Genomic DNA, 22,056 nt, shown 5'->3' on the forward strand with positions numbered 1-22,056 from the left:
AGCCATGAGCGACGCGCTCCCGATCGAGGTCACCTCGCCCACGCCGCTGCTGGAGCTGCGCGGCGTCAGCAAGGAGTTTCCAGGCGTCAAGGCGCTCGACGACGTGTCCTTTGCCGTCTACCCCGGCGAAGTCCATATGCTGCTGGGCGAGAACGGCGCCGGCAAATCGAGCCTGATGAAGGTGCTGTGCGGCGCCTATCGCGCCGACGCCGGCGAGTTCTATTACAACGGCGAGAGGGTCGCGATCTCTTCGACCGCCGATGCGCAGAAGCTCGGCATCGCGGTAATCTTCCAGGAATTCTCGCTGGTCCCCTACCTCGACATTGCCCAGAACATCTTCCTCGGTCGCGAACCCAAAGGCCGCATTCCCGGCACGATCGACCGCCGCAGGATATTGGCCGACGCAAAGCGCGTGCTCGAGACCATCGGCTTCGACATCGATCCCGCCACCACCGTCGACAAGCTCGGCGTCGCGCAGCAGCAAATGGTCGAGATCGCCAAAGCGATCAGCCAGAACGCCCGCATCCTCGTCATGGACGAGCCAACCGCGGCGCTGTCCGACCGCGAGACCGAGCTCTTGTTCGCCTTGATCGGGCGACTAAAGGCGGATGGCGTTTCGATCGTCTATATCTCGCACCGCATGGCCGAAGTGTTCGCACTCGGCGATCGCATCACCGTGCTGCGCGACGGCCGCCGCATCGACGGAGTTCGGCCCGCCGACGTCACGCCGGACCAGTTGGTCCGCATGATGGTCGGCCGCAACGTCGACATGACCTATCCGCGCCATTTCGCCGACAAGCCCGGCGAGGTGCTGCTCGAGGTCAAGGGCCTCTCCGCGCCGACCGGCATCTCCGACATCAACATCGAGGTGCGCCGCGGCGAGATCGTCGGGCTGTGCGGCCTGGTCGGCTCCGGCCGCAGCGAGGTCGCCCGCGCGATCTTCGGCGCCGATCCCGTGACGTCGGGCGAGATCATCTTCGACGGCAAGAGCATTTCCGGCGAGCCGGATCTCGCCACCCGCCGCGGCATCGCTTTGATCCCGGAGAGCCGCAAGAGCGAAGGCCTCGCGCTGCTGCGATCCGTCAGCGACAATCTGGTGGTGTCGGCGCTGAAAAAACTGTTCCCGAGCGGGCTGTTCGACCAACGCTCGGCCCAGCGTACCGCCGACGGCCTGATCCGGCAGCTCCGCATCGCGACACCAAGCGCACGCCAGACCGTCGGCCTGCTCTCCGGCGGCAACCAGCAGAAGGTCGTGATCGGCAAATGGCTCGCCGCCGGCTCGAAGCTCTTCATCTTCGACGAGCCGACGCGGGGCATCGACATCGGCGCCAAGTCGGAGATCTTCGCGCTGATCGACCGCCTCGTGGCGGACGGCGCGGCGGCGCTGATGATCTCGTCCGAGCAGGTCGAGATCTGCCATGTCTGCGACCGCGCCTATGTGATGCGCGAGGGGCGCATCGCGGGACATTTGTCACGCAACGAATTGACCGAGGAGAACATCGTGCGATTGGGGATGCATCATGCGTGAGGTCGCGGTCGTCGCTCAACCCAATCCGCTGCAGCGCATTCCCGGCGTTGCCATGGTGCTGGTGCTGCTGATCGCGCTGTTCAGCGTGATCGCGCCCGGCTTCCTGTCGGTCGCCAACCTCTCCAACGTGCTGGTGCAGTCGACCATCCTGACCATGCTCGCGCTGCCGATGACGCTGATCATCATGACGGAGGGGCTGGACCTGTCGATGGGCGCGGTGCTGACGCTGACTTCGCTCTGCGTGGCGATCGTGTCGCTCGCGACCAAGTCGATGCTACTGGGCCTCGGCGCCGGCCTTCTGGTCGGCACGGCCTTTGGCGTTGCCAACGGCTGGCTGGTCGCCATTCTGGGCATACCACCCTTCGTCGCGACGCTGGGCACGCTCGGCATGGCGCAGGGGCTGTCGCTGATCGTCAGCGACGGCCAGAGCGTGGTCGGCATCCCCCACAGCGTGCGCGACATCTACTCGGCGACGCTGCTCCGCATTCCCGTGCCGATCGTGATGGCCCTGGTGACCTATGCGGCCTTTCACGGCCTGCTCTATCACACCCGCTTCGGCACCTACATCTTCGCGCTCGGCGGCAATCGCGAGGCGCTGCGCTATGCCGGCCTCTCGCCCAACCGGCTGCTGATCGCGGTCTATGCGATCGGCGGCGCCATGGCCGGCATCGCGGGCCTGTTGATGACCGCACGCATGAACTCCGGCCATCCCACCGCCGGCCTCGGCCTGGAATTCGACGCCATCGCGGCCGTCGCCGTCGGCGGCACCTCGTTCGAGCGCGGCAATGGCTGGCTACTCGGTACGCTGCTCGGGGTCCTTTCCGTCGGCGTGTTGCGCAACGGGCTGAACCTGATCTCGCTGCCCTCCTCGGTGCAGGTCGCCAGCGTCGGCGTGCTCGTGATCGTTGCCCTGTTCCTCGACGGCCTCAGGAGCCGCACATGACCGACATCACCAAGGGCGCCATGGCGCCGCCCCGCTCTTTCCTGTCGCAGGACGCGGTCCAGCTGTTCTATCGCCTGCTCGCCGCTTTCCTGATCTGCGCCGTGCTCGCCGTGCTCAGCGATTCCTTCCTGAGCCTCGGCAACATCCTCAATGTGCTGAGGCAAGCGAGCCTGACCTTCTTCATCGCCTCCGGCCTGACGCTGGTGGTGCTCACGGCCGGCCTCGATCTCTCCGTCGGCGCCAATGTCGCGCTGTCCGCCTGCCTCGCCGGCACCGTGATCCACACGACCGGTTCGTCCGCGCTCGGCATCCTCACCGGACTTGCCTGCGGCGGCATCGTCGGCCTGATCAACGGCGTCATGGTCACGGCGCTGCGCATCCCCTCCTTCATCGCCACCTACGGCATGCTCTGGGTGCTGAACGGCCTCACCTACTGGTACATGGCGGGCGAGACCCTGCACGGTTTCCCGGCTGGCTTCCGCCAGATCGGCAGCGGCTATCTGTTCGGCCTGCCCATTCCGGTCTACTTGCTCCTGGTGTTCCTCGGGATCGGGACGTTCTTCGCGCAGCGCACGGTCTGGGGCCAGGAGATCTATGCGATCGGCGCCAATCCGGTCGCCGCGCGCCTCTCCGGCATCCCGGTGGCGCGCCGCCTGCTGCTGGTCTACGCGGTCTCAGGCACCATGGCGGGACTGGCCTCGATCATCTTCCTGTCGCGGCTCAATTCGGCCGAGGCCGACATCGGCGAGAGCCTGACGCTGCCGGCGATCGCGGCCGTTCTGATCGGGGGCACCTCGCTGTTCGGTGGCGTTGGCACCGTGTTCGGCACCTTCATCGGCGCGCTGATCCTGACCCTGGTGCTGAACGGCATGAACCTGCTCGCGGTCAGCGCCAATTGGCAGCCGCTCGTCACCGGCGTCATCGTCATTCTCGCGGTCTGGCTCGACATGAAGACCCGCCGCCGCGCGCAATGAGTTCTGGCAATCCAACAAGCAAAATGAGGGATGGAGGCAATATGAGAAAGACAATTGGCTGTGTGGCGCTGCCGCTGCTGATGGTGGCCGCGTTCACGAATGCGGCACATGCGGACGGCGAGACCATCGCGGTCTTCACCAAGAACCAGACCAACCCGTTCTTCCAGACGGTGCGGGTCGGCGCCGACAACATGGCGAAGGTGCTGAACGCGAAGACGCTGCAATACATCCCGACCAAGCCGGACTCGATCCCCGAGCAGCTCAGCCAGATCGAGGACGTCGTGGTGAAGAAGCCGAGCGCGATCGTGTTCACGCCGGTCGACTACAAGGCGATGGTGCCGGGCGTCGAGAAGATCAACGAAGCCAAGATCCCGGTCGTCAACATCACCGACCGTTCGGCCGGCGGCAAGTTCCTGTCCTTCGTCGGCGCCGACGATTACAGCCTTGGGCTGGAGACCGCGCGCTTCCTGCTGAAGACGCTCGGCGGCAAGGGCAACATCGTCATCATCGAGGGCGTCAAGGGCTCGCTGACCAATGTCGACCGCGTCCGCGGCTTCAACGACGCGCTAAAGGAAGCGCCCGGCGCCAAGCTCTTGGCCTCGCAGCCCGGCAACTACCAGCGGCTCCAAGCGCTCCAGGTGATGGAGAACTTGATGCAGTCGAATTCGCAGATCGACGGCGTGCTGGCGGCCAACGACGCCATGGCGGTCGGCGCGATCGAGGCGCTCGACGGCGCCAACCGCAAGGCGCAGGTGATCGGCATCAACGGCACCAAGGAGGCGATCGACGCAATCAAGTCCGGCAAGCTGCTGGCGAGCGGCGACTACAACGGCTTTGCGCAAGGCTGCCTCGGCACCATGATGGCAATCCGCTCCTTGCGGGGCCAGCCTGTTATCAGCGAGATCGTGCTGAAGCCGACGGTGATCACCAAGGACAATTACGGGCCGTTCGACGTGCCGCTGGAGCAGCGGACCTGCCCGACCTTCGAAGACGCCGGCAAGCTCAGCGCGAAGTAGACGACCCGATCGCACCAAGCCCGGACGGCCGCAGCCCGCGGCCGTCCCAAGAATGAAGCCAAGAAACGGAGACAGCATGCTGTTCGCCATTCACGCCCTCGACCGCACCGGCGCGTTGCCGACGCGGCTCGTCAATTACGATGCCCACAAGGCTTTCCTCAGCGACACCTCGCGCTTCGGCGTCAAGATCGTGATGTCCGGTCCGCTCGTCTCCGACGACGGCCAGACCATGATCGGCAGCCTGTTCCTGATCGAGGCCCCCGGCCGCGCCGAGGTCGAAGCTTTCAACCGTGCAGATCCCTTTGCCGCAGCCGGCATCTGGGACAAGGTCACGATCACCGGTTTCCTGCGCCGGCAGGGATGAGACCGGCCTCATCGAAAGTGCGAAAACAACCCCATGCACAGTAGAACGGGCTTGTTCTTGCTTACGAATTTCCGATGCACCGCGCGGCCACGCATTCGAGGCCAATGCCGATCCAGATCGGCGGTGGATTTTGACTCGTCGGGCAAAACAGGGGCATAGTGCAATCATCACCCGATGTCAGTCCGGTCCTCCGTCCAGGCACCGCCACGCGTCGGCGTGAGTGTGCGACGCGCACTGGCGTCAGGTCCCTTCAGCTGCTCATTGCCGGCGCAGCTTCTTCCAAATGGCAGGCCACCCACTGCTCGGCTCCGGTCGCGCGCAGCGTCGGCTCCTCCGTCCGGCAGCGGTCGAAGACGAACGGACAACGGGTGTGAAAGCGGCATCCCTTCGGCGGATTGATCGGGCTCGGCACGTCGCCCTTGAGGATGATGGGGTTGCGCTGGGCTCCGGGCTCCGGCAGCGGCACGGCCGAAAGCAGCGCCTTGGTGTAGGGATGCCTTGGCGCGGCAAAGATCTCGCGGCGCGGGGCCACCTCGACGATCTTGCCGAGATACATCACCGCGACGCGATGGGTCATATGCTCGACGATGGCAAGATCGTGGCTGATGAACAGTAGCGCGAGACCGAACTCGCGCTGGAGATCCTGCAAGAGATTGACGATCTGCGCTTTAACCGAGACATCGAGCGCGGAGACCGCCTCGTCGCAGACGATCAGCTCGGGCTCGGCCGCCAGCGCCCGCGCGATGCCGATGCGCTGACGCTGACCACCGGAGAATTCGTGCGGCCTGCGGCTCAAGGCTTCGCGCGGCAGGCGCACCGTGTCCATCAGCGATGTGACACGGACCTCGAGATCCTCTGCAGATTTGGCGAGGCCGAAATTGCGGATCGGCTCGGCGAGAATGTCGCGCACGCGCATGCGCGGATTGAGGCTCGAGAACGGATCCTGGAACACCACCTGCACGCGGCGACGCATCTGGCGCATCGTGCCTGGTGCGGCATCGTCGATCCTCTGGCCGTCGAGGATGACCTGGCCCGAGGTGATCTCGAACAGCCGCAGGATGGCGCGGCCGACCGTCGATTTGCCGCAGCCGGACTCGCCGACCAGCGACAGTGTCTCGCCGCGCGCGATCTCGAAGGAGACGCCGTCCACCGCGTAAACGAATTCGGACTTGCGGCCGAACAGGCCGCTCTTGACCGGAAAATGCTTCTTGAGGTCGTTGACCTGGAGCAGCGGAGGACTCATGCCGCGACGGCTCCCTTGGCAGCGTAGTGACAGGCCGCGATGTGGCGCGGCCCCTTCTCTTCCAGTCCCGGCGCATATTGCCGGCAGACATCGGTGGCAAGCGCACAGCGGCCGGCGAAGACGCAGCCGATAATGGGCTTGCGGAGATCAGGGACCTGCCCAGGGATCTCGGCAAGACGGGTCGCGGTGCCCGCAAGCGAAGAGCCGAGCTTCGGCACCGCGCCTAACAGGCCCTGCGTATAGGGATGGCGCGGGGAGCGGAACAGCTCGGCCACCGGCGCCTCCTCGACCTTGCGGCCGGCATACATCACCATGACACGCTCGGCGATCTCGGCGACGACGCCGAGATCGTGGGTGATCAGGATGATGGCCGCTCCGACCCGGCGCTTCAGGTCCAGCATCAGCTTGAGGATCTGCGCTTGGATCGTCACGTCGAGCGCGGTGGTCGGCTCGTCCGCAATGAGAAGCTTGGGATTGCAGGCCAGCGCAACCGCGATCATCACGCGCTGGCGCATGCCGCCGGACAGCTGGTGCGGATATTCGCCAACACGCCGCTTCGGCTCGGGAATGCCGACCAGCGTCAGCATCTCGACCGCATGCGCCTCCGCCGCCTGCTTGTCGAGGCCCTGATGGATCATCAAGGTCTCGCGGATCTGGCGGCCGACGGTGAGCACCGGGTTCAGGCTCGTCATCGGTTCCTGAAAGATCATCGAGATGTCGTTGCCGCGGATCGCGCGCATCTCGCGGTCGGACAGTTTCAGGAGATCCCTGCCCGCGAAGCGGATGCTGCCTGCGATCCGGCCCGGCGGCTCCGGAATCAGCCGCATCAAGGACATCGATGTCACCGACTTGCCGCAACCGGACTCGCCGACGATGGCGAGCGTCTCACCCTCGTTGACATGGAAGGACACCCCGTCGACCGCGCGGTTGATGCCGCCGGGCGTGCGGAAATGGGTCTGGAGGTTCTCGACTTCGAGCAAAGCCATCGCAATCAGCCTCGATCCATCACAGACAACATCACAGGCTTTTGGCCATGCGCGGGTCGAGCGCATCGCGCAGGCCGTCGCCGAGCAGATTCACGGCGAGCACGGTGACGGACAGGAACGCCGCCGGGAAGAACACGATGTAGGGCTTCACCTGCCAGAGCGCGCGGCCCTCGGCCATGATGTTGCCCCAGGACGGGATGGTCGGCGGCGTGCCGGCGCCGATGAAGGACAGGATCGCCTCCGTGATCATGGCGCTGGCGCAGATATAGGTCGCCTGGACCAGCATCGGCGCAACCGTGTTGGGCAGGATGTGGCGCAGGATGATCATCGGCGTGCGCGTGCCGCAGGCCACGGCCGCGTCCACATAGGGCTGCTCGCGCAAGGACAGAACGACGCTGCGGACGAGGCGCGAGACGCGCGGGATCTCGGCGATGGTGATCGCCAGGATGACGTTGCCGACGCTGCCGCGCGTCAGGGCCATCAGCGCGATCGCCAGCAGGATCGGCGGGATCGACATCAGGCCGTCCATGAACCGCATCAGGATGCCGTCGGCCCAGCGGATGAAGCCGGAGACCATGCCGATGGCAAGGCCGATCGCCGAAGCGCAGATCGCGACCGACAGGCCGACCGTGAGCGAGACCCGCGCGCCGAACAGCACGCGCGAATAGATGTCGCGGCCGAGCACGTCGGTGCCGAACCAGAAATCGGCTGACGGCGCGCGGGTGCGCTTGGCGGGCGCAAGCGCGGTCGGGTCGACCGTGCCGAGGTACGGCGCAAAGACCGCGATCAGCACCAGCATCAGCAGCAGCGCGCCGCCGATCGCGACCGTCGGGTGGCCGCGCAGGAGGCCGACGAAGCCGCGCCGTATCCTGACCGGCCGCAGGATCTCGGGCAGTTGCGGCGCAAGGACGAGGCCGGCCGGAAGCGAATGCGGATTAACGGTGGTGTCGGTCAATAGCGGATCCTCGGGTCAACGAGCGTGTAGACGACGTCGATCATCAGATTGACGAGGACGTAGACGAAGCTGAACAGCAGCACGATGCCCTGAATCACCGGATAGTCACGGCGCAGGATGGCATCGATGGTGAGGCGGCCGAGGCCGGGGATCGCGAACACGCTCTCGGTGACGACCGCGCCGCCGATCAGGAGCGCGATGCCGATCCCGATCACGGTGACGATCGGCACCGCCGCGTTCTTCAGCGCGTGAATGAACAGGATGCCGCCCTGCCCGAGGCCCTTGGCCTTGGCGGTGCGGATATAGTCCTGCTGCAGCACTTCGAGCATGGCTGCCCGCGTGATGCGGGCGACCAGCGCGATATAGACGCAGCCGAGCGCGATCGCCGGCAGGATCAGGTTCTCGAGCCAGGGCCAGAAGCCCTGGTTGAGGGGCGTGTAGCCCTGCACCGGCAGCCATTCCAGCTCCAGCGCGAAGATGTAGGCGAGCATGTAGCCGACCACGAAGACGGGCAGCGAGAATCCAAACACGGCAAAGCCCATGATGACGCGATCGATCAGGCTGCCGGCCTTCCATGCCGCCACCACGCCGAGCGGCACCGCCACCACGATCGTGAGCAGCAGCGTGACGATCATCAGCGACAGCGTCGGTCCGAGACGCTGCCCGATCATCGCCGAGACCGGCAGGTTGGTGAAGATCGAGGTGCCGAGATCGCCGTGAAGGATGCGCCAGACCCAGCTTCCGAACTGGACCAGGAAGGGCCGGTCCAGCCCCAGGCTCTGGCGGATGCGCTCCACATCCTCCGGGCTTGCCTGATCGCCCGCGATCACCACGGCCGGATCGCCGGGCGCGATATAAAGCAGGCTGAACACGAACAGCGCGACGATCGCCATGACCGGCAAGGTCGCAACGATGCGACGGAGGATGTAGGAGAGCATCTGGCCTCAACGCACGATCATGCGGACTTCGACACGCCCCAGAAGAACGGCAGCGGTCCCTTGGCAACGCCGGAGACGTTCTTACGCCACGCGGTGTAGCTCAGGAAGAAACCAGTCGGCGCGTAAACGACGTCATCGAGCGCCGCCTTGTTGAGGCGACCGATGGCGGCCTTCTCCTCGTCGACGTTCTTGGCCTCGAACCAGGAGGTGACCTCCTTTTCGGTGGCCGCGCTGGTGGGCCAGCCGAACCAGGCTTTGTCGCCGTTAGCACGAATGGCGGTGTAGGGAGCCGGATTGACGCAATCCGCGCCTGCGTGCCAGGTGTGGAACATGTTCCAGCCGCCCTGTCCCGGAGGCGTCTTCTGCGCGCGGCGGGAGCCGACCGTGCCCCAATCAGTTGCGACGAAGTCGACATTCATGCCGAGCTTCTTGAGAAGGTCGGCGGTGACGTCGCCCATCGCCTTGGTGATCGGCTGGTCCTGCGCGACGAGGCACGTCACCGGCTGGCCGGAGTAGCCGCTCTCGGCGAGCAGCTTCTTGGCGGCGTCCAGATCGCGCTTGCCCTTCAGGATCTCGCCGCCCACTTCGGTGTAGAGCGGCGTATCCGGCGTGAAGTAGCCGGGCAGCGGCTTCCACAGCGAATTGTCGTCGCCGACGATCGCGCGCATGTAGTCTTCCTGGCTGAGCGCCATCAGCACCGCACGCCGCGCCTTGACGTCGTTGAACGGCGGATAGAGGAAGTTCATGCGGAACGAGCCGATATTGCCGAGGGGATCGCCGATATCGACGCTGATATTCTTGTTCTTCTTCAGAACCGGAACGAGATCCGCGATCGGATTCTCCCACCAGTCGATCTCACCGTTCTGCAACGCGGCCGCCGCGGTTGCCGGATCCGGCATGATCACCCACTCGACGCGGTCGACCATCACCTGCTTGCCACCGGCCAGCCATGACGCCTTCTCCTGGCGCGGTGAATAGTCGGCGAATTTCTCGAACACGGCCTTCGCACCGGGGACCCACTCGCTCTTGGCGAACTTCAGCGGACCGGAGCCGATATATTCAGAAATCTGCTTGAACGGATCGGTCTGCGCGATGCGCTCCGGCATGATGAAGCTGCAAGGCGAATTGTTCTTGCCGAGCGCGTAGAGCAATTTCGGGAAGGGCTGCTTCAATACCCATTTGAAGGTGCGGTCGTCGACGGCCGTGAGTTCCTGCTGGAGCGCCTTGATCATCAGGCCCATCGGATCGCGCGCCGACCAGCGCGTCAGACTTGCCACGACGTCCTTGCTGAGCACCGGCTCGCCATCGTGGAACTTGAGGCCGGGCCGCAGCTTGAACGTCCAGGTGGTGCCGTCGTCGGTCACTTCCTCGGACTCGACCATCTGCCGCTGCGGCCGGAACGAGGAATCGATGCCGTAGAGCGTGTCCCAAACCATCGCGGCGGCATTGCGCACGACATATTGCGTGCCCCAGATCGGGTCGAAATTGGCGAGATTGGCCTGGGGCACGAATCGCAGGGTGCGCGCCGCCGCACCCTGAGCGATCGCCGGGGCCGACAGGCCACCCGTCAACGCCAGGCTGCCCGCGCCAGCCAGTCCCTTCAATACCGTCCTGCGATCCATGAAGTCCTCCCAGAAATGCCGTGATGCCAGCTGTTCATTGGCAAAGGGCAAGTGAAACCGAGCCCATTTGCAAGCAAATGGTATGCCACTAAATGCGGCTTCGCCAGCGGGATCTCGCCATTTGGCGGTCCAGGAATGCGAGTTCGGGGCTCACAGAGCGGCCGCCAGCGTCGGCCCGGTCTCGATATGCGGGATCGCCTCGACCAGTTTGCGCGTGTAGTCGGTCTTTGGATTATCAAATAACGCCCGGCTCTCGCCCTGCTCCACGATGCCGCCGTTGCGCAGCACGATGGTGCGGTCGCACAGCATGCGCACGACGTTGAGATCGTGGCTGACGAACAGCAGCGCAATGTCGTTCTCGCGCCTGAGGCGATCGAGCAGTTGCAGCACAACCGCCTGCACCGAGACGTCGAGTGCGGCGGTCGGCTCGTCCAGCACCAGCAGCCGCGGCCGGCAAGCGATGGCGCGGGCAATGCCGACGCGGGCCTTCTGCCCGCCGGAGAGCTGATGTGGAAACCGCGGCAACAGATCGAGCGGCAGTCCGACCCGCTCGGCGCATTCTTCCACCCGTTTGCGCAAGCCTTCGCCCGAGCGCATGCCGTCGAGCCGCATCAAAGGATGGGCAATGCAATCGAACGCCGTGAAACGCGGGTTGAGGCTCTCGTTGGGATCCTGAAAGACCATCTGGATGTCTTTGCGCAACGGCGAGCGGTGGAAATCGCGCGCCGCCACGTGTCCGATCGACTGCCCGTCGAACACGATGTCGCCCTCGCTCGGATCGATCAGGCGGCAGATCATGCGCGAGGTCGTGCTCTTGCCGGAGCCGGACTCGCCGACCAGCCCGACGCTCTCGCCGCCCGCCATCGTCATCGAGAAGTCGGCAACCGCGGCGGAGCCCTGGTCGAAACGTTTTGCCAGTTTACGCACTTTCAGCAGCGGCGGGGTCCCGTGTGCGGGTTCCTGCCTGGGCGTGCCGACGACAGCCGCGTAGCGCTCCCGCTCCTCCTCCGTCACGAGATCTTGGATCCGCGACGTCGCCGTCGGCGATGCCGCAACCAGGCGCCTCGTATAAGCGTGCTGCGGCGCGCTGAAGAGAATGCCGGGGCTCGCCTCCTCGACGATGCGGCCGCGCTCCATCACGGCGATGCGGCGGCAATAGCGCGCGGCCAGGCCGAGGTCGTGCGTGATCAGGATCGTCGCCATGCCGCGCGCGGCGGCAATGTCTGCCAGCAGATCCATTACAACCTTCTGCGTGGTGACGTCGAGGCCGGTGGTCGGCTCGTCCGCGATCAGCAGCGCAGGATTACAGGAGATCGCGATCGCGATCATGACGCGCTGGCACATGCCGCCGGAGAGCTCGTGCGGATAGGCGTTCATCCGCGCCTCGGGATCGCGGATCTGAACGGCGCGCAGCAGGTCCAGCGCCTCGGCACGCGCGGCCTCTTTCGAGATACGCTTGTGGGTGAGGATCGCGTCCGCGATCTGCAGGCCGATCGCGCGGATCGGATTGAGCGCCGCCCGCGGATTCTGGAAGATCATCGACATCGCGGCTCCCTGCAGCTGGCGCAGATCATCGCCGCGGAGCTTTGTGACGTCCTGCCCGCGGAACAGGATCTTGCCGCCGGTGACGCGGCCGGCTGCATCGAGCAGCCGCGTCGTCGCAAAGCCGGTAACCGACTTGCCCGAGCCGCTCTCGCCGACGAGACCGAGCATCTCGCCGGCCTTGACGGTGAGCGTGACGCCGCGCACGGCCTCGACCATTCCCCGCCGCGTCGAGAACGCGACGTGGAGGTCGTCGATCCTGAGCAGATCCTCGCTCATGTGCGCATCCGGGGATCGAGAATGTCCCGCATGCCGTCGCCGAGGAGGTTGAAGCACAGCACCGCCAGCATCAGCGCAAGGCCTGGAAAGGCCACCAGCCACCAGCGTCCAGTGGAGATGAAGCGCGCCCCTTCCGCGACCATGATGCCCCATTCCGGCGTCGGCGGCTTGACGCCGAGGCCGATGAAGGACAGGCCGGCGGCATTGAGAATGGCCCAGCCGAGATTGAGCGAGATCTGCACAGCCATTGCGGGCAGGATGTTCGGCAGCAGGAAGCGCAGCACCACCGAGAAATGGCTCTCGCCGCAGGCGCGCGCGGCTTCGACCCAGCCGACATTGCGGCGGACGTTGACCTCGGCGCGCGCGAAGCGGATGTAGAACGGAAGATTGATGATCGCGGTCGCGATCACGATGTTCTCGATCCGGTTGCCGAGCGCGGCGACCATCGCCATTGCCAGCACGAACAGCGGAAAGGCCATCATCACGTCGACGAAGCGGCCGACGGCGCGATCGAGCCGTCCGCCGGCATAGCCGCAGAACGCGCCGACGACGGCCCCGATCACGAAGGAAATTCCGACCGCGGAGACTGCGATGGCAAGGTCGAGCCGTGCAGCGATGATGAGGCGGCTGAACACGTCGCGGCCGAGCTGGTCCGTGCCGGCAATATGCGCCGCGCTCGGCGGCAGCAGCGCCTCCGAGACGTTCGAGGCCACGGGATCGTAGGGCACGATCCACGGTCCGAAGATCGCGACCAGGACGAACAGCGTCACCCCGGCCGCGGCCACCGCCGTGAGCGGATTGCCGCGCAGGATCCAAACCGAATGGCGAAGTGTGGCGCTGGTCATTCGATCGACACCCTGGGATCGGCGATGCCGTAGCAGATGTCCACGACGAGATTGACCAGCACGAACAGGCTGGCCATCAGCAGCACGAAACCCTGCACCGGCGCATAGTCGGACGACAGCAGCGCATCGAGCGCATAGGAGGCAACGCCCGGCCAGGAGAACACCTTCTCCACCAGCACGTTGGCGCCCAGCATGGTCGAGAACACGATGCCGGCGATGGTGATGACCGGCAGGATCGCGTTGCGGAGCGCATAGGTGACGACCACCTTGCGCCAGGACAATCCGACCGAGCGCGCGGTGCGCACGAAATCGCTGCCGAGAGAGACCAGCATCGAGGCGCGGGTGATCCGCGCCAGCGGCGCGATCACGAATAGCGCCATGCTCACTGCCGGCAGGATCAACTGCCTGCAGGCCGCCCACCAGCCCTCGACGTCGCCGGCGAGCAGGAAGTCGATCGAGAGAAAGCCGGTACGCTGCGGCGGCAGCGAGGTGAAGACGTCGATGCGCCCCGTCGGATCAGGGGCCAGCCCGAGCAGATAATAGAAGACGTAGATCAAGAGCAGGCCCGAGACGAAAGTCGGCACGCAGACCCCAAGTGCGCAGAACAGCCGCACGCCGTGATCGATGACCGATCCCGGCCGCAGCGCCGCCAGCACCCCAAGCGGCACTGCCGCGATCAGCGCGATCAGCAGTGCGGTGAAGGTGAGCTCGAGCGAGGCCGGCAATCGCTCGCGCAGGTCCTTCAGCACCGGCTGGCCGGTCATCATCGAGCGGCCGAGATTGCCGTGGCCGATGTCGGAGAGATAGAACACGAGTTGCTCCGGCACGGATTTGTCGAGCCCCATCTGCTTGCGGATCTGCTCGATCTCCTCCTTGCCGGCATTGGGCCCCGAGGCGAAGAACACCGCGGGGTCGCCGGGCAGGACGCGCATCAACAGGAAGGTGAAGACCAGCACACCGAACAATGCCGGCAGCGACGACAAGAGCCGCCTGCCCGCCCGCACCATCGTTGCACCAAGACCGGTCGTCACCATTCAGTGTCCCTGCTCGCCGCGGATGTCACTTGCGGCTGACATCGCGATAATCCACCTGGCGGTGGAACTCATAGGTGTAGCCTTCGATCGACGGCGCCATCACCGCGTCCTGATTGGGCTGCCACAGCATGATCTGCGGCATCAGGTCGAAATGCATCGCGTTGAGCTTGCGGCCGGCTGCCTCGTATTTGGCCTTATCCGGCTCGAAGCGCGCCTCCTGCGCAATCGCGGCAAGGTCCGGATTGTTGATCGAAGAGTAATTCCAGCGCTGAGTGCCGGTGTAGAAGTTGCGGTAGAAATAGTCGGTCGACGGCAGCCAGGCGACGATACCTTCGGTGAAGAACGGCAGCTTCTTCTCGTTGATCTGCGTCGACATCTGCGCGTCCGGCAGCTTCTGGATGTCGACCTTGATGCCGATCTTGCCAAGAGACTCCTTGACGAGGGCGGCCATCGGCTCGGCCGTCGCGGCCTGGCCGACATTGAAGCTGAAGGTGGTCGAGAAGCCTTCGGGCAGACCTGCAGCCTTGAGGTACTCCCTGGCCTTGTCGAGATCGAGCTTCACCGGCTGCTGGAACGGATAGATGCCGTTCAGCGGCTTGCCGTCCGGCCAGGTCGCACCGAACAGCGGCGCGCCGCGGCCGAACAGGGCCGCCTTGAACATGTCCTCATAGGGCAGCGCGGAAGCGATGGCGCGGCGGACATTGACGTTGTCGAAGGGCGGGATCTGGTTGTTCATCGAGACGTAGGTGACCGCGTTGTATTGCGGCGTCGAGATTACCTTGAGCTTGCCCTTGGCCTCCAGCGACTGCACGTCGCTGGCCTGCAGGTCGAGCACGAGATCTGCATCGCCGCGCTCGACGAGGTTGGCACGGGTCGCCGGCTCCGGCACCGATTGCACGATGACGCGCTTGAAGTACGCCGGCTTGCCCGGCGATCCGCGATTCCAGGCCTCGTTGCGCTTGATGATCACCTGCTCGCCCGGCTTGAAGCTCTCGACCGCATAGGCGCCGCTGCCGGCGGTGTGCTCCTTCAGCCAGGCCGTGGCCCAGGGATCGTCAGCCGTCGCGTGCTCTTTCGCCACTTTCGAGTTGATGATCATCGGGTAGACGGTGGCAAGATTAGGCAGCGCAAGCTTGTCGGGTTTTGGAAGCGTCACCTCGATGGTGAGGGGATCAATCACCTTGAACTGATCGGCCGACGTCAGCGAGCCCGTCAGCAGCTGCGCCTTGCCGAGGATCGGCGCGGTGACGCAGCGGTCGAGCGACCACTTGACGTCTTCGGCCGTGACCGGCGAGCCGTCCTGGAACTTTGCATCCTTGCGCAGGCGGAAGGTGATCTTCAGGCCGTCGGGACTGACGTCATAGGATTCGGCGAGCTCGCCGGTGATCGTGTCGAGGTCGAACACCCATTTGCCGTTGAGCTGCTTGCGGCCGAATGCCACCAGCCGGTCGTAGGTGCTCATACTCAGCGCGAAGGATTCGCGGGTCGAGCCGGGGATGTTGGGATCGAGCGTGTTGACGGACGCGCCGGTGACGTAGCGCAAGGTCTCTGCCCTGGTTTGCGCTTGCGACGGCGCAGTGGCGACGAGCAGCAGCGCAGTGGTAGCGAGAACTGAGGTCGCCAGTCTGAAAGACACAAAACGCATTGGTTTTTCCCTGAATTTCGAACGAAAACGCCAGCAAGGCAGGTTCAGAAGGAAGCAAGTTGCGCGCCAGTCCGATCGGACATTTCGAGGGACGCGACGTCGCGACGGCGCATGGGTGATCACAGCGATTCCCCCATTTCTCGCGCCTGACGCGTCACCACGGCCTGCGGCACGTCATAGGCGCTGAGCGAATCCCAGTGCCGTTCGACATCGGCGCGAAACAGGCCGCGCGTCAGGCCGTGGACCAGCTTTGGAACGGCGGTCGTCATCGCATTGATCGACGAGCCCGACGGGCCGAAGCTCATGGTCGAGGCGACGGCGAACAGATGGATGTCGGCGATCCACGGCGTCTTTCCGGGCACACGCTCGATGAAGGCATAGTCGTCGGCGAGATAGGGAAAGCGGCCGAGCCGTTCGTTGCGTTCGTCTTCCGGCGGCTGGTAGCGGTCGGCCCAGGTCGCGATGTTGCCGGCACATTTGGCGAGCTCGCCGCGGTCGGCAAAGTCCATGTCGATGCCGGTGCCGCAGATGACGAAATCGGCGGTGATGGCGCCGCGCGGCGTCTGGAGTTCAACGCCGTTATCGGTCTTGCGCGCGGCTTCGACCGGCGCACCCTCGTGCAGTGTGAAGTTGGCGTGACGCGCGCAGCGGTCATAGGTCGGCTGCGGAAATCCCTCGCGCATCTCGAGGATCTTGCGCATGAAGCGCCAGCGCCAGGCATCGTCGAGATCGCTGAGATGACGCAGGAAGCCACGAAAGGTCAGCCAGCGATAGGGCTGGATCACCTGGATCTGCGCACGGCGGCACAGCAGGTGCACTTCAGCCGCACCGGCCTCCAGCGCAGTCGCCGCATTGTCGAAGGCGGAGGCGCCGGCACCGATGACGGCGACGCGCTTGCCGCGCAGGCTTTCGAAGCCGATGTGGTCGGCGACGGTCGCAACAGAGCTCGCCGGCAGATGCATCAGCTGCTCCGGAATCATCCAGCCGCCCATGCCCTCCTGCCCTGTCGCCAGCACGATTTTGCGGGCATAGAGCGTTTCGACCTCTCCTGCCCGTTTCACGCGCGCAGCGAGCAGGCCGGCGGCCGCCGGCGCGATCTCCTTGAGCTCGCAAGCGTTGCGCACCGGCAAGCCGACCGTGCGCCGCAGCCAGAGCAGATACTCCGCCCAATGCTCGCGCGCGATCAGGCCGAGCTCCTGCCAGCTCGCCGTGCCGAAGCGGGCCTCGTGCCAGGACTGATAGGTCAGGCTGGGGATGTCGAGGTCAGGACCGGTGTAGTCCTTCGGGCTGCGCAGCGTCGGCATCCGGGCGTAGGTGAGCCACGGGCCCTCCTTGCCCTCTTCGGCCTTGTCGATCAGTAGGATGTTGCTGACGCGCGAGCGCAGCAGGCCGAAGCCGATGGCGATGCCGGACTGGCCGGCGCCGATGATGAGAACATCCAGCGCCGGCTTGCCGTCTGGCCCTGCTTTCGGTTCGAGCCACGCCGCGCCGGGATGCGCGATCCGAGCGAGATCGGCGTGCACGTCCGCTTCGAGCTGGATGAGCGCCTCACTCATGCCGCGAGCCAGCCTCCGTCGACCACCATCACGGTGCCGGTCGTGAACGACGAGGCATCGCTGGCGAGATGCAGCGCGGTCTGCGCAATCTCCTCCGCCCGGCCGAACCGTTTCATGGCGTGGCGGTTGCGCGAAGCCTCGCGCACTTCCTCGGAATTAGCGTGACGCGCAAAGCTGCGGCGAAGCATCGGCGTGTCGATCGCGCCGGGAGCGATTGCGTTGACGCGGATGCCGTCGGCGGCGAAATCCACCGCCATGGTGCGCGTCAGGCTGATGATCGCGCCCTTGGCCGCGATATAGGCGCTATTGCCCTTGCCGCCGGCTATGGCGAGCTGCGAGGCCAGCGTGATGATCGAGCCGCTGTTCTGCCGCTGCATCTGCGGCACCGCCGCCCGCGCCCACAGCCAGGTGCCGCCGACATTGGCGCGGAACACCGCATCCCAGTCTTCCAGGCTCGTCGTCAGCACCGTGCCGCCGCAGGAGAAGCCGGCCGCGGTCATCAGGATGTCGAGCCGGCCATGCCGGGCCACGACGTCGCCGACGACGGTTTCGGCGAATGCGCCATCGCCGACGTCGCCGACATGCGTCGTCGCTTCGCCGACCAGGCTCATTGTTTCCTCAAGACCGGCGGCGTCGCGATCGACCAGAGCAAGGCGTGCGCCCTCCTCCGCGAACAGTTTTGCGCTGGCGCGGCCGATGCCCGAGCCCGCGCCGGTGACGATGGCCGTGCGCCCCTGCAGCCGCATGTCAGATCCCCTCCCTGTGCTGCATCCACCAGGCGCTCATCGCAGCAGCCGAGTCCGCACAGCCGAACCGCGCGCGCCAACCGAATTCGTCGGCCATTCGCGTCACTGAGAGCGGCGCGCGATCGCCCCCATGAAGCTTGATGAAGGTCTTCTCGCCCGGCTCCGCCAGCCGACACTCCAGCCCGGGATGCAGGGCCGCAAACGCCTCGCCCCATTGCAGCGCCGACCAGGCCGTGCCGCTGGAGATGTTGTAGAGCCGGTGGCGCGGCCGCTCGGCTTCGATCAGCACAGCCACAGCCTCGGCAGCGTCCGGCGCGTAGGTCCAGTCCTTAATGCCCCGCGCCGGCAGCAGCGCCGGTTCGCCGCGCGCAAACTCCGCCAGAATCTGAAACTGGAGGCTTGGCGTGTCGCGCACCTTCCCGATCCGTTCCCACGGACCGAACACTGCGCTTAAGCGCACACTCAGAAAATCGCCTCCCCACAACTCGGCAAGCCGCGCAACGCATCTCTCTGACGTGAATTTGCTGATCGCGTAGAAGGAGACGGGATCGCACGGCGTCTCCTCGTCCAATATCGGATAGCGTTGCCCCGCCGCGCCATAGGCGGATGCCGAGGACAGATTGATCACGCGCCGAACACCGCGGCGGATCGCAGCGCTCAGAATCGGGAACTGAGCCATCACATTGATCTCGAGGATGGTCGAGGTCATGGACCGCTCGAGCTGCTCCCCGGCGGTTATGGCAGCGCCAAGGACCATCGCATCAAAGCCCTGCTTCACAAGTGCGTCGATCCGCTCGACGTCCGAGATCTCGCCCTGAATAGTCGTGAGCCGCTCCCGGTGGTCGGCAAAGGATCGCTCCGCTTCAGCCGGAAGTTGCTTACGATCATACAGCGTCACCTCGTGCCCACGCGCGAGCAGCACCTCGGCGAGATTCAGGCCGACAAAGCCGGTGCCGCCGAAGATGACGATCCTCATCGCGCGCAATCCGCCATCACAGCAGCCTGGCTCCAAAATTCCGTTCGGGATCCATGTCGGCGACGAGCCGGCCGGTCGGCCTGGCCGCCTCGCCGCCGCTGCGTGCGAGGAATTTTCCGCTGCCGGCGCTCGCGAGGCACTTGTCGCCCTCGATGATCACGCGGCCGCGCGAGAGCACCGACACCGGCCAACCCTTGAGCTTGCGACCCGCGAACGGCGTGTAGCCGGCGAGGTCGTGCATCATCTGGTCCGCGATGGTGACCTCGCGGCTGGGATCCCAGATCGCGATATCGGCGTCGGCCCCGACGGCGATCGAGCCCTTGCGCGGATGCAGGTTGTAGATCTTTGCGGGCGCCGTCGCGGTCAGCTCGACGAACTTTTCGAGGCCCAGCCGTCCCTTCGACACCATCGCGTCGAACAACAGCGGCAGCCGCAGCTCAAGGCCCGGCAGGCCGTTGGCGACCTGCTTGAAATTCGGGTTCGGGCCGGCGCGCAGCTTGCCGGTCTCGTCGTAGCGATACGGCGCGTGGTCCGACGAGATGGTCTGGAGATCGCCGAGCGAGAGCGCCTGCCACAGCGCCTCCTGGTCGGCATGCGTGCGCGGCGGCGGGCTGCACATCCACTTCGCCCCCTCGGCGCCGGGCTTGTCGAGATCAGCGGCGGTCAGAAACAGGTATTGCGGGCAGGTCTCGGCAAAGACCTTGAGCCCCTGCCCGCGCGAGTCGCGGATCACCTTGGCGCCTTCGGCTGTCGAGACATGGAAGATCATGATCGGCTGGTCGATCAGCGCCGCCATGCCGATCAGCCGGGTGAAGGCTTCCGCCTCCGAGACGCGGGCGTGGCTGACGGCGTGGTATTTCGGCATGGTGTAGCCGCGCGACAGCAGCCGCTTCACCATCCAGGCGATGATGCCGTGGTTCTCGGCATGCGCGCACAGCATCGCACCGGACTGGCGCGCCGCGAGCAGGATGTCGAGCAGCGGCTCGTCGTCGACCTTGAGCCGGTCGTACGTCATGAAGATCTTGATCGAGGCATGGCCCTGCTTCACCAGCGCGGGAATGTGTTCCTCGACCGTCTCCTTGGTCGCGTCCGCAATGATCATGTGAAAGGCGTAGTCGATCACCGCACCCTTCTTCGCCAGGGCGTGATAGTCGGCGACGACCTGTGGCAGCTTCATGCCGACATGTTGCGCCGCGAACGGAATCACCGTGGTGGTGCCGCCGAAGGCGGCGGAGACGGTGGCGCTCTCGAACGTATCGGCGTTCATGATGCCGGCGGCCGACAGCTGCTCGATATGGGCATGGCTGTCGACCCCACCGGGCAGCACCAGCTTGCCGCGCGCGTCGATCTCGCGCCTTCCGGGAGGAAGCCCGCGGCCGATGGCCGCAATGGTCTCGCCGGAGACGGCGACGTCGGCCTCGAAGACATCGGTCGTGGTGGCGACGTGGCCGCCGCGGATGATCAGGTCGTAAGCGGGTTCAGTCATGAGGCACTCCGTGATAGGCTCGAGGCACGTTCGCTTATTCTCGCAGGAAGTCCATCATGTCCCGGCCGCGCATTCTCGTCATCAACCCGAACTCCAACCACAAGGTCACGCAGGGGCTGGAGGACGCGTTGAAGCCGCTCGATTTCGAGGGCGGGCCCGAGGTGGTCTGCCAGACGCTGGCCGAGGGTCCGTTCGGCATTGAAAGCCAGGCGGACGCCGATAGCGTTGCGATCCCGCTGCGAAAGCTGGTCGAAAGCGACAACAGCTCGGCCGCCTTCATCATCGCCTGCTACAGCGATCCCGGACTGCAGGTTTGCCGCGAAGGCACCGACCGCCCGGTGTTCGGCATCGCCGAGTGCGGCGTGCTGACGGCGCTTTCCCGCGCGGAGACTTTTGGCGTCATCGCGATCGCCCAGCGTTCGATCCCGCGTCACATGCGCTATCTCAGACAGATGGGCCTGACCGACCGCTTTTCCGGCGAGCGGCCGCTGAACATGAGCGTCGCCGAAACCGCTTCGGGCGAAGGTACGCTCGCCAAGATGATCGAGGTCGGCCGCGCGCTGCGCGACGAGGACGGCGCCCGTGCCGTCGTGATGGGCTGCGCCGGCATGGCGCGCCACCGCCGCGCGCTGGAAGACGCGCTGCGGATTCCCGTCATCGACCCGACACAGGCGGCCGTCACCATGGCGCTGGGTACGGTGCAGTTCTCGGCTCACTAGGCGTCCTTCAGCTCTTTGGTGTCCTGGCGCGCGAGCCATTGCGCATGGCTTTCGCGGACCAGGGCAAACGTGTCGCGCTGGGTGGTGTAGAGATTGCCGAACATGCGGCCGATCGGCCGATAGGCGTCGAGATCGACATACATGTTGGCGGTATCGACCAGGCCCTGGCGGGCGTGAACCCGCAAGACCTCGCCGACCAGGAGCTCGCGATCGGGCGAGAAGGTCAGCACGACATGGCGCCGGCATTCCAGCGCGAAGGGGGCCGCGGCGAGGCGCGGCACCTTCACGTCGACGGAGGGAAGCGTGGCCAGGCCCGTCGCGGCGACCTCGCTGGCGCCGGAGGGAAAATCGACCGCGCAGTCGTTCATCGCGCCTGACAGCGCCTCGTCCACCATGTGCACCACGAACTCGCCGTCGCGATGGATGTTGCGGGTGGTGTCCTTTGGCGCGTGATCCGGCTTGTGCTGGAGTCCGAGCACGATCAGCGCGGGACTCTCGGAGAACACGTTGAAGAAGCTGAACGGCGCGGCATTCACCGCCCCGTTCTCGTCCAGCGTCGTCACCAGCGCGATCGGCCGCGGCACCACCACGCCGCACAGCAGCTTGTAGCGATCGCGCGGATCGAGTTCACGCAAGGAGATGCCTTTGTCAGCCATCGG

At 65.6% G+C, this 22,056-nt stretch carries 20 protein-coding genes; 6 read left to right on the top strand and 14 right to left on the bottom strand.

What is annotated here, in order from left to right:
* Positions 1-4 precede the first annotated feature (4 nt).
* The 5 genes from ACM43_RS15990 (at position 5) to ACM43_RS16010 (ending at position 4,825) form a co-directional block, all read left to right on the top strand.
* A complete protein-coding gene (locus tag ACM43_RS15990) occupies positions 5-1,528 on the top strand; it encodes a sugar ABC transporter ATP-binding protein (protein WP_271541135.1) in 1,524 nt (507 codons plus the stop codon).
* Positions 1,521-2,471: an ABC transporter permease gene (locus tag ACM43_RS15995; RefSeq protein WP_271541137.1), complete on the top strand. Its 951-nt coding sequence runs from the start codon at positions 1,521-1,523 to the stop codon at positions 2,469-2,471. Before ACM43_RS15990 ends, ACM43_RS15995 begins: the two co-directional genes overlap by 8 nt.
* Positions 2,468-3,445, top strand: a complete 978-nt coding sequence (locus tag ACM43_RS16000) for an ABC transporter permease (protein ID WP_271541139.1) — start codon at positions 2,468-2,470, stop codon at positions 3,443-3,445. Before ACM43_RS15995 ends, ACM43_RS16000 begins: the two co-directional genes overlap by 4 nt.
* A 41-nt stretch (positions 3,446-3,486) precedes the next feature.
* The gene (locus ACM43_RS16005) at positions 3,487-4,461 is read left to right on the top strand and encodes a sugar ABC transporter substrate-binding protein (protein WP_271541142.1); all 975 of its coding nucleotides are present in this window, start codon (positions 3,487-3,489) and stop codon (positions 4,459-4,461) included.
* A gap of 76 nt (positions 4,462-4,537) precedes the next feature.
* The gene (locus ACM43_RS16010) at positions 4,538-4,825 is read left to right on the top strand and encodes a YciI family protein (protein WP_271541144.1); all 288 of its coding nucleotides are present in this window, start codon (positions 4,538-4,540) and stop codon (positions 4,823-4,825) included.
* A gap of 250 nt (positions 4,826-5,075) precedes the next feature.
* Here ACM43_RS16010 and ACM43_RS16015 read toward each other — a convergent pair whose 3' ends face one another.
* From ACM43_RS16015 to hydA, 13 genes are all read right to left on the bottom strand, one after another.
* A complete protein-coding gene (locus tag ACM43_RS16015; RefSeq protein WP_271541146.1) occupies positions 5,076-6,068 on the bottom strand; it encodes an ABC transporter ATP-binding protein in 993 nt (330 codons plus the stop codon).
* Positions 6,065-7,054 carry an ABC transporter ATP-binding protein gene (locus tag ACM43_RS16020; protein ID WP_198399679.1) on the bottom strand — a complete coding sequence of 330 codons (990 nt, stop codon included), beginning with the start codon at positions 7,052-7,054 and terminating at the stop codon, positions 6,065-6,067. Before ACM43_RS16020 ends, ACM43_RS16015 begins: the two co-directional genes overlap by 4 nt.
* A gap of 31 nt (positions 7,055-7,085) precedes the next feature.
* Entirely contained in the window at positions 7,086-8,009 is a 924-nt protein-coding gene (locus ACM43_RS16025) for an ABC transporter permease (protein WP_036005259.1), read from the bottom strand.
* The gene (locus tag ACM43_RS16030; RefSeq protein ID WP_157282612.1) at positions 8,006-8,947 is read right to left on the bottom strand and encodes an ABC transporter permease; all 942 of its coding nucleotides are present in this window, start codon (positions 8,945-8,947) and stop codon (positions 8,006-8,008) included. Before ACM43_RS16030 ends, ACM43_RS16025 begins: the two co-directional genes overlap by 4 nt.
* Positions 8,948-8,964: 17 nt before the next feature.
* Entirely contained in the window at positions 8,965-10,569 is a 1,605-nt protein-coding gene (locus tag ACM43_RS16035) for an ABC transporter substrate-binding protein (RefSeq protein ID WP_157282610.1), read from the bottom strand.
* A 150-nt stretch (positions 10,570-10,719) separates the two neighbouring features.
* Positions 10,720-12,390 carry a nickel ABC transporter ATP-binding protein NikE gene (gene nikE / locus ACM43_RS16040; RefSeq protein WP_271541151.1) on the bottom strand — a complete coding sequence of 557 codons (1,671 nt, stop codon included), beginning with the start codon at positions 12,388-12,390 and terminating at the stop codon, positions 10,720-10,722.
* Positions 12,387-13,235 (bottom strand): ABC transporter permease, encoded by an 849-nt coding sequence (locus ACM43_RS16045; protein WP_036005271.1) that lies wholly within the window; start codon positions 13,233-13,235, stop codon positions 12,387-12,389. The genes nikE and ACM43_RS16045 overlap by 4 nt, the downstream gene beginning before the upstream one ends.
* Positions 13,232-14,266: an ABC transporter permease gene (locus tag ACM43_RS16050; RefSeq protein WP_271541243.1), complete on the bottom strand. Its 1,035-nt coding sequence runs from the start codon at positions 14,264-14,266 to the stop codon at positions 13,232-13,234. The genes ACM43_RS16045 and ACM43_RS16050 overlap by 4 nt, the downstream gene beginning before the upstream one ends.
* Before the next feature lie 28 nt (positions 14,267-14,294).
* Positions 14,295-15,914, bottom strand: a complete 1,620-nt coding sequence (locus tag ACM43_RS16055; RefSeq protein ID WP_271541153.1) for an ABC transporter substrate-binding protein — start codon at positions 15,912-15,914, stop codon at positions 14,295-14,297.
* 119 nt (positions 15,915-16,033) lie between these two features.
* The gene (locus tag ACM43_RS16060) at positions 16,034-17,470 is read right to left on the bottom strand and encodes an NAD(P)-binding domain-containing protein (protein ID WP_271541156.1); all 1,437 of its coding nucleotides are present in this window, start codon (positions 17,468-17,470) and stop codon (positions 16,034-16,036) included.
* Complete coding sequence (locus tag ACM43_RS16065) at positions 17,467-18,216, bottom strand: SDR family oxidoreductase (RefSeq protein WP_271541158.1); 750 nt, start codon at positions 18,214-18,216, stop codon at positions 17,467-17,469. The genes ACM43_RS16060 and ACM43_RS16065 overlap by 4 nt, the downstream gene beginning before the upstream one ends.
* A gap of 1 nt (position 18,217) precedes the next feature.
* Positions 18,218-19,192, bottom strand: a complete 975-nt coding sequence (locus ACM43_RS16070; RefSeq protein ID WP_271541160.1) for an NAD-dependent epimerase/dehydratase family protein — start codon at positions 19,190-19,192, stop codon at positions 18,218-18,220.
* Positions 19,193-19,208: 16 nt separating this feature from the next.
* Entirely contained in the window at positions 19,209-20,678 is a 1,470-nt protein-coding gene (gene hydA / locus ACM43_RS16075) for a dihydropyrimidinase (RefSeq protein WP_271541162.1), read from the bottom strand.
* Between the two features lie 56 nt (positions 20,679-20,734).
* On the opposite strand from hydA, the gene ACM43_RS16080 reads away from it, so the two are divergent.
* Positions 20,735-21,397 (top strand): aspartate/glutamate racemase family protein, encoded by a 663-nt coding sequence (locus tag ACM43_RS16080; protein ID WP_157282598.1) that lies wholly within the window; start codon positions 20,735-20,737, stop codon positions 21,395-21,397.
* On the opposite strand, the gene ACM43_RS16085 is transcribed toward ACM43_RS16080, so the two are convergent.
* The gene (locus ACM43_RS16085) at positions 21,394-22,053 is read right to left on the bottom strand and encodes a flavin reductase family protein (protein ID WP_271541164.1); all 660 of its coding nucleotides are present in this window, start codon (positions 22,051-22,053) and stop codon (positions 21,394-21,396) included. The genes ACM43_RS16080 and ACM43_RS16085 overlap by 4 nt on opposite strands.
* Positions 22,054-22,056: the final 3 nt, after the last annotated feature.

It is taken from the genome of Bradyrhizobium sp. CCBAU 45321, from assembly GCF_028128975.1.
GTDB classification, from domain to species: Bacteria; Pseudomonadota; Alphaproteobacteria; order Rhizobiales; family Xanthobacteraceae; genus Bradyrhizobium; species Bradyrhizobium yuanmingense.

Excerpts from the sequence above, each read along its gene's own strand:
- ACM43_RS16030 (WP_157282612.1), bottom strand. The coding sequence starts at position 8,947 with ATGCTCTCCTACATCCTCCGTCGCATCGTTGCGACCTTGCCGGTCATG.
- ACM43_RS16060 (WP_271541156.1), bottom strand. The coding sequence starts at position 17,470 with ATGAGTGAGGCGCTCATCCAGCTCGAAGCGGACGTGCACGCCGATCTC.
- ACM43_RS16010 (WP_271541144.1), top strand. The coding sequence starts at position 4,538 with ATGCTGTTCGCCATTCACGCCCTCGACCGCACCGGCGCGTTGCCGACG.
- ACM43_RS16015 (WP_271541146.1), bottom strand. The coding sequence starts at position 6,068 with ATGAGTCCTCCGCTGCTCCAGGTCAACGACCTCAAGAAGCATTTTCCG.
- ACM43_RS16035 (WP_157282610.1), bottom strand. The coding sequence starts at position 10,569 with ATGGATCGCAGGACGGTATTGAAGGGACTGGCTGGCGCGGGCAGCCTG.
- ACM43_RS16080 (WP_157282598.1), top strand. The coding sequence starts at position 20,735 with ATGTCCCGGCCGCGCATTCTCGTCATCAACCCGAACTCCAACCACAAG.
- ACM43_RS16065 (WP_271541158.1), bottom strand. The coding sequence starts at position 18,216 with ATGCGGCTGCAGGGGCGCACGGCCATCGTCACCGGCGCGGGCTCGGGC.
- ACM43_RS16005 (WP_271541142.1), top strand. The coding sequence starts at position 3,487 with ATGAGAAAGACAATTGGCTGTGTGGCGCTGCCGCTGCTGATGGTGGCC.
- ACM43_RS16020 (WP_198399679.1), bottom strand. The coding sequence starts at position 7,054 with ATGGCTTTGCTCGAAGTCGAGAACCTCCAGACCCATTTCCGCACGCCC.
- nikE (WP_271541151.1), bottom strand. The coding sequence starts at position 12,390 with ATGAGCGAGGATCTGCTCAGGATCGACGACCTCCACGTCGCGTTCTCG.
- ACM43_RS16085 (WP_271541164.1), bottom strand. The coding sequence starts at position 22,053 with ATGGCTGACAAAGGCATCTCCTTGCGTGAACTCGATCCGCGCGATCGC.
- ACM43_RS15990 (WP_271541135.1), top strand. The coding sequence starts at position 5 with ATGAGCGACGCGCTCCCGATCGAGGTCACCTCGCCCACGCCGCTGCTG.
- hydA (WP_271541162.1), bottom strand. The coding sequence starts at position 20,678 with ATGACTGAACCCGCTTACGACCTGATCATCCGCGGCGGCCACGTCGCC.
- ACM43_RS16055 (WP_271541153.1), bottom strand. The coding sequence starts at position 15,914 with ATGCGTTTTGTGTCTTTCAGACTGGCGACCTCAGTTCTCGCTACCACT.
- ACM43_RS16000 (WP_271541139.1), top strand. The coding sequence starts at position 2,468 with ATGACCGACATCACCAAGGGCGCCATGGCGCCGCCCCGCTCTTTCCTG.
- ACM43_RS16070 (WP_271541160.1), bottom strand. The coding sequence starts at position 19,192 with ATGAGGATCGTCATCTTCGGCGGCACCGGCTTTGTCGGCCTGAATCTC.
- ACM43_RS15995 (WP_271541137.1), top strand. The coding sequence starts at position 1,521 with ATGCGTGAGGTCGCGGTCGTCGCTCAACCCAATCCGCTGCAGCGCATT.
- ACM43_RS16045 (WP_036005271.1), bottom strand. The coding sequence starts at position 13,235 with ATGACCAGCGCCACACTTCGCCATTCGGTTTGGATCCTGCGCGGCAAT.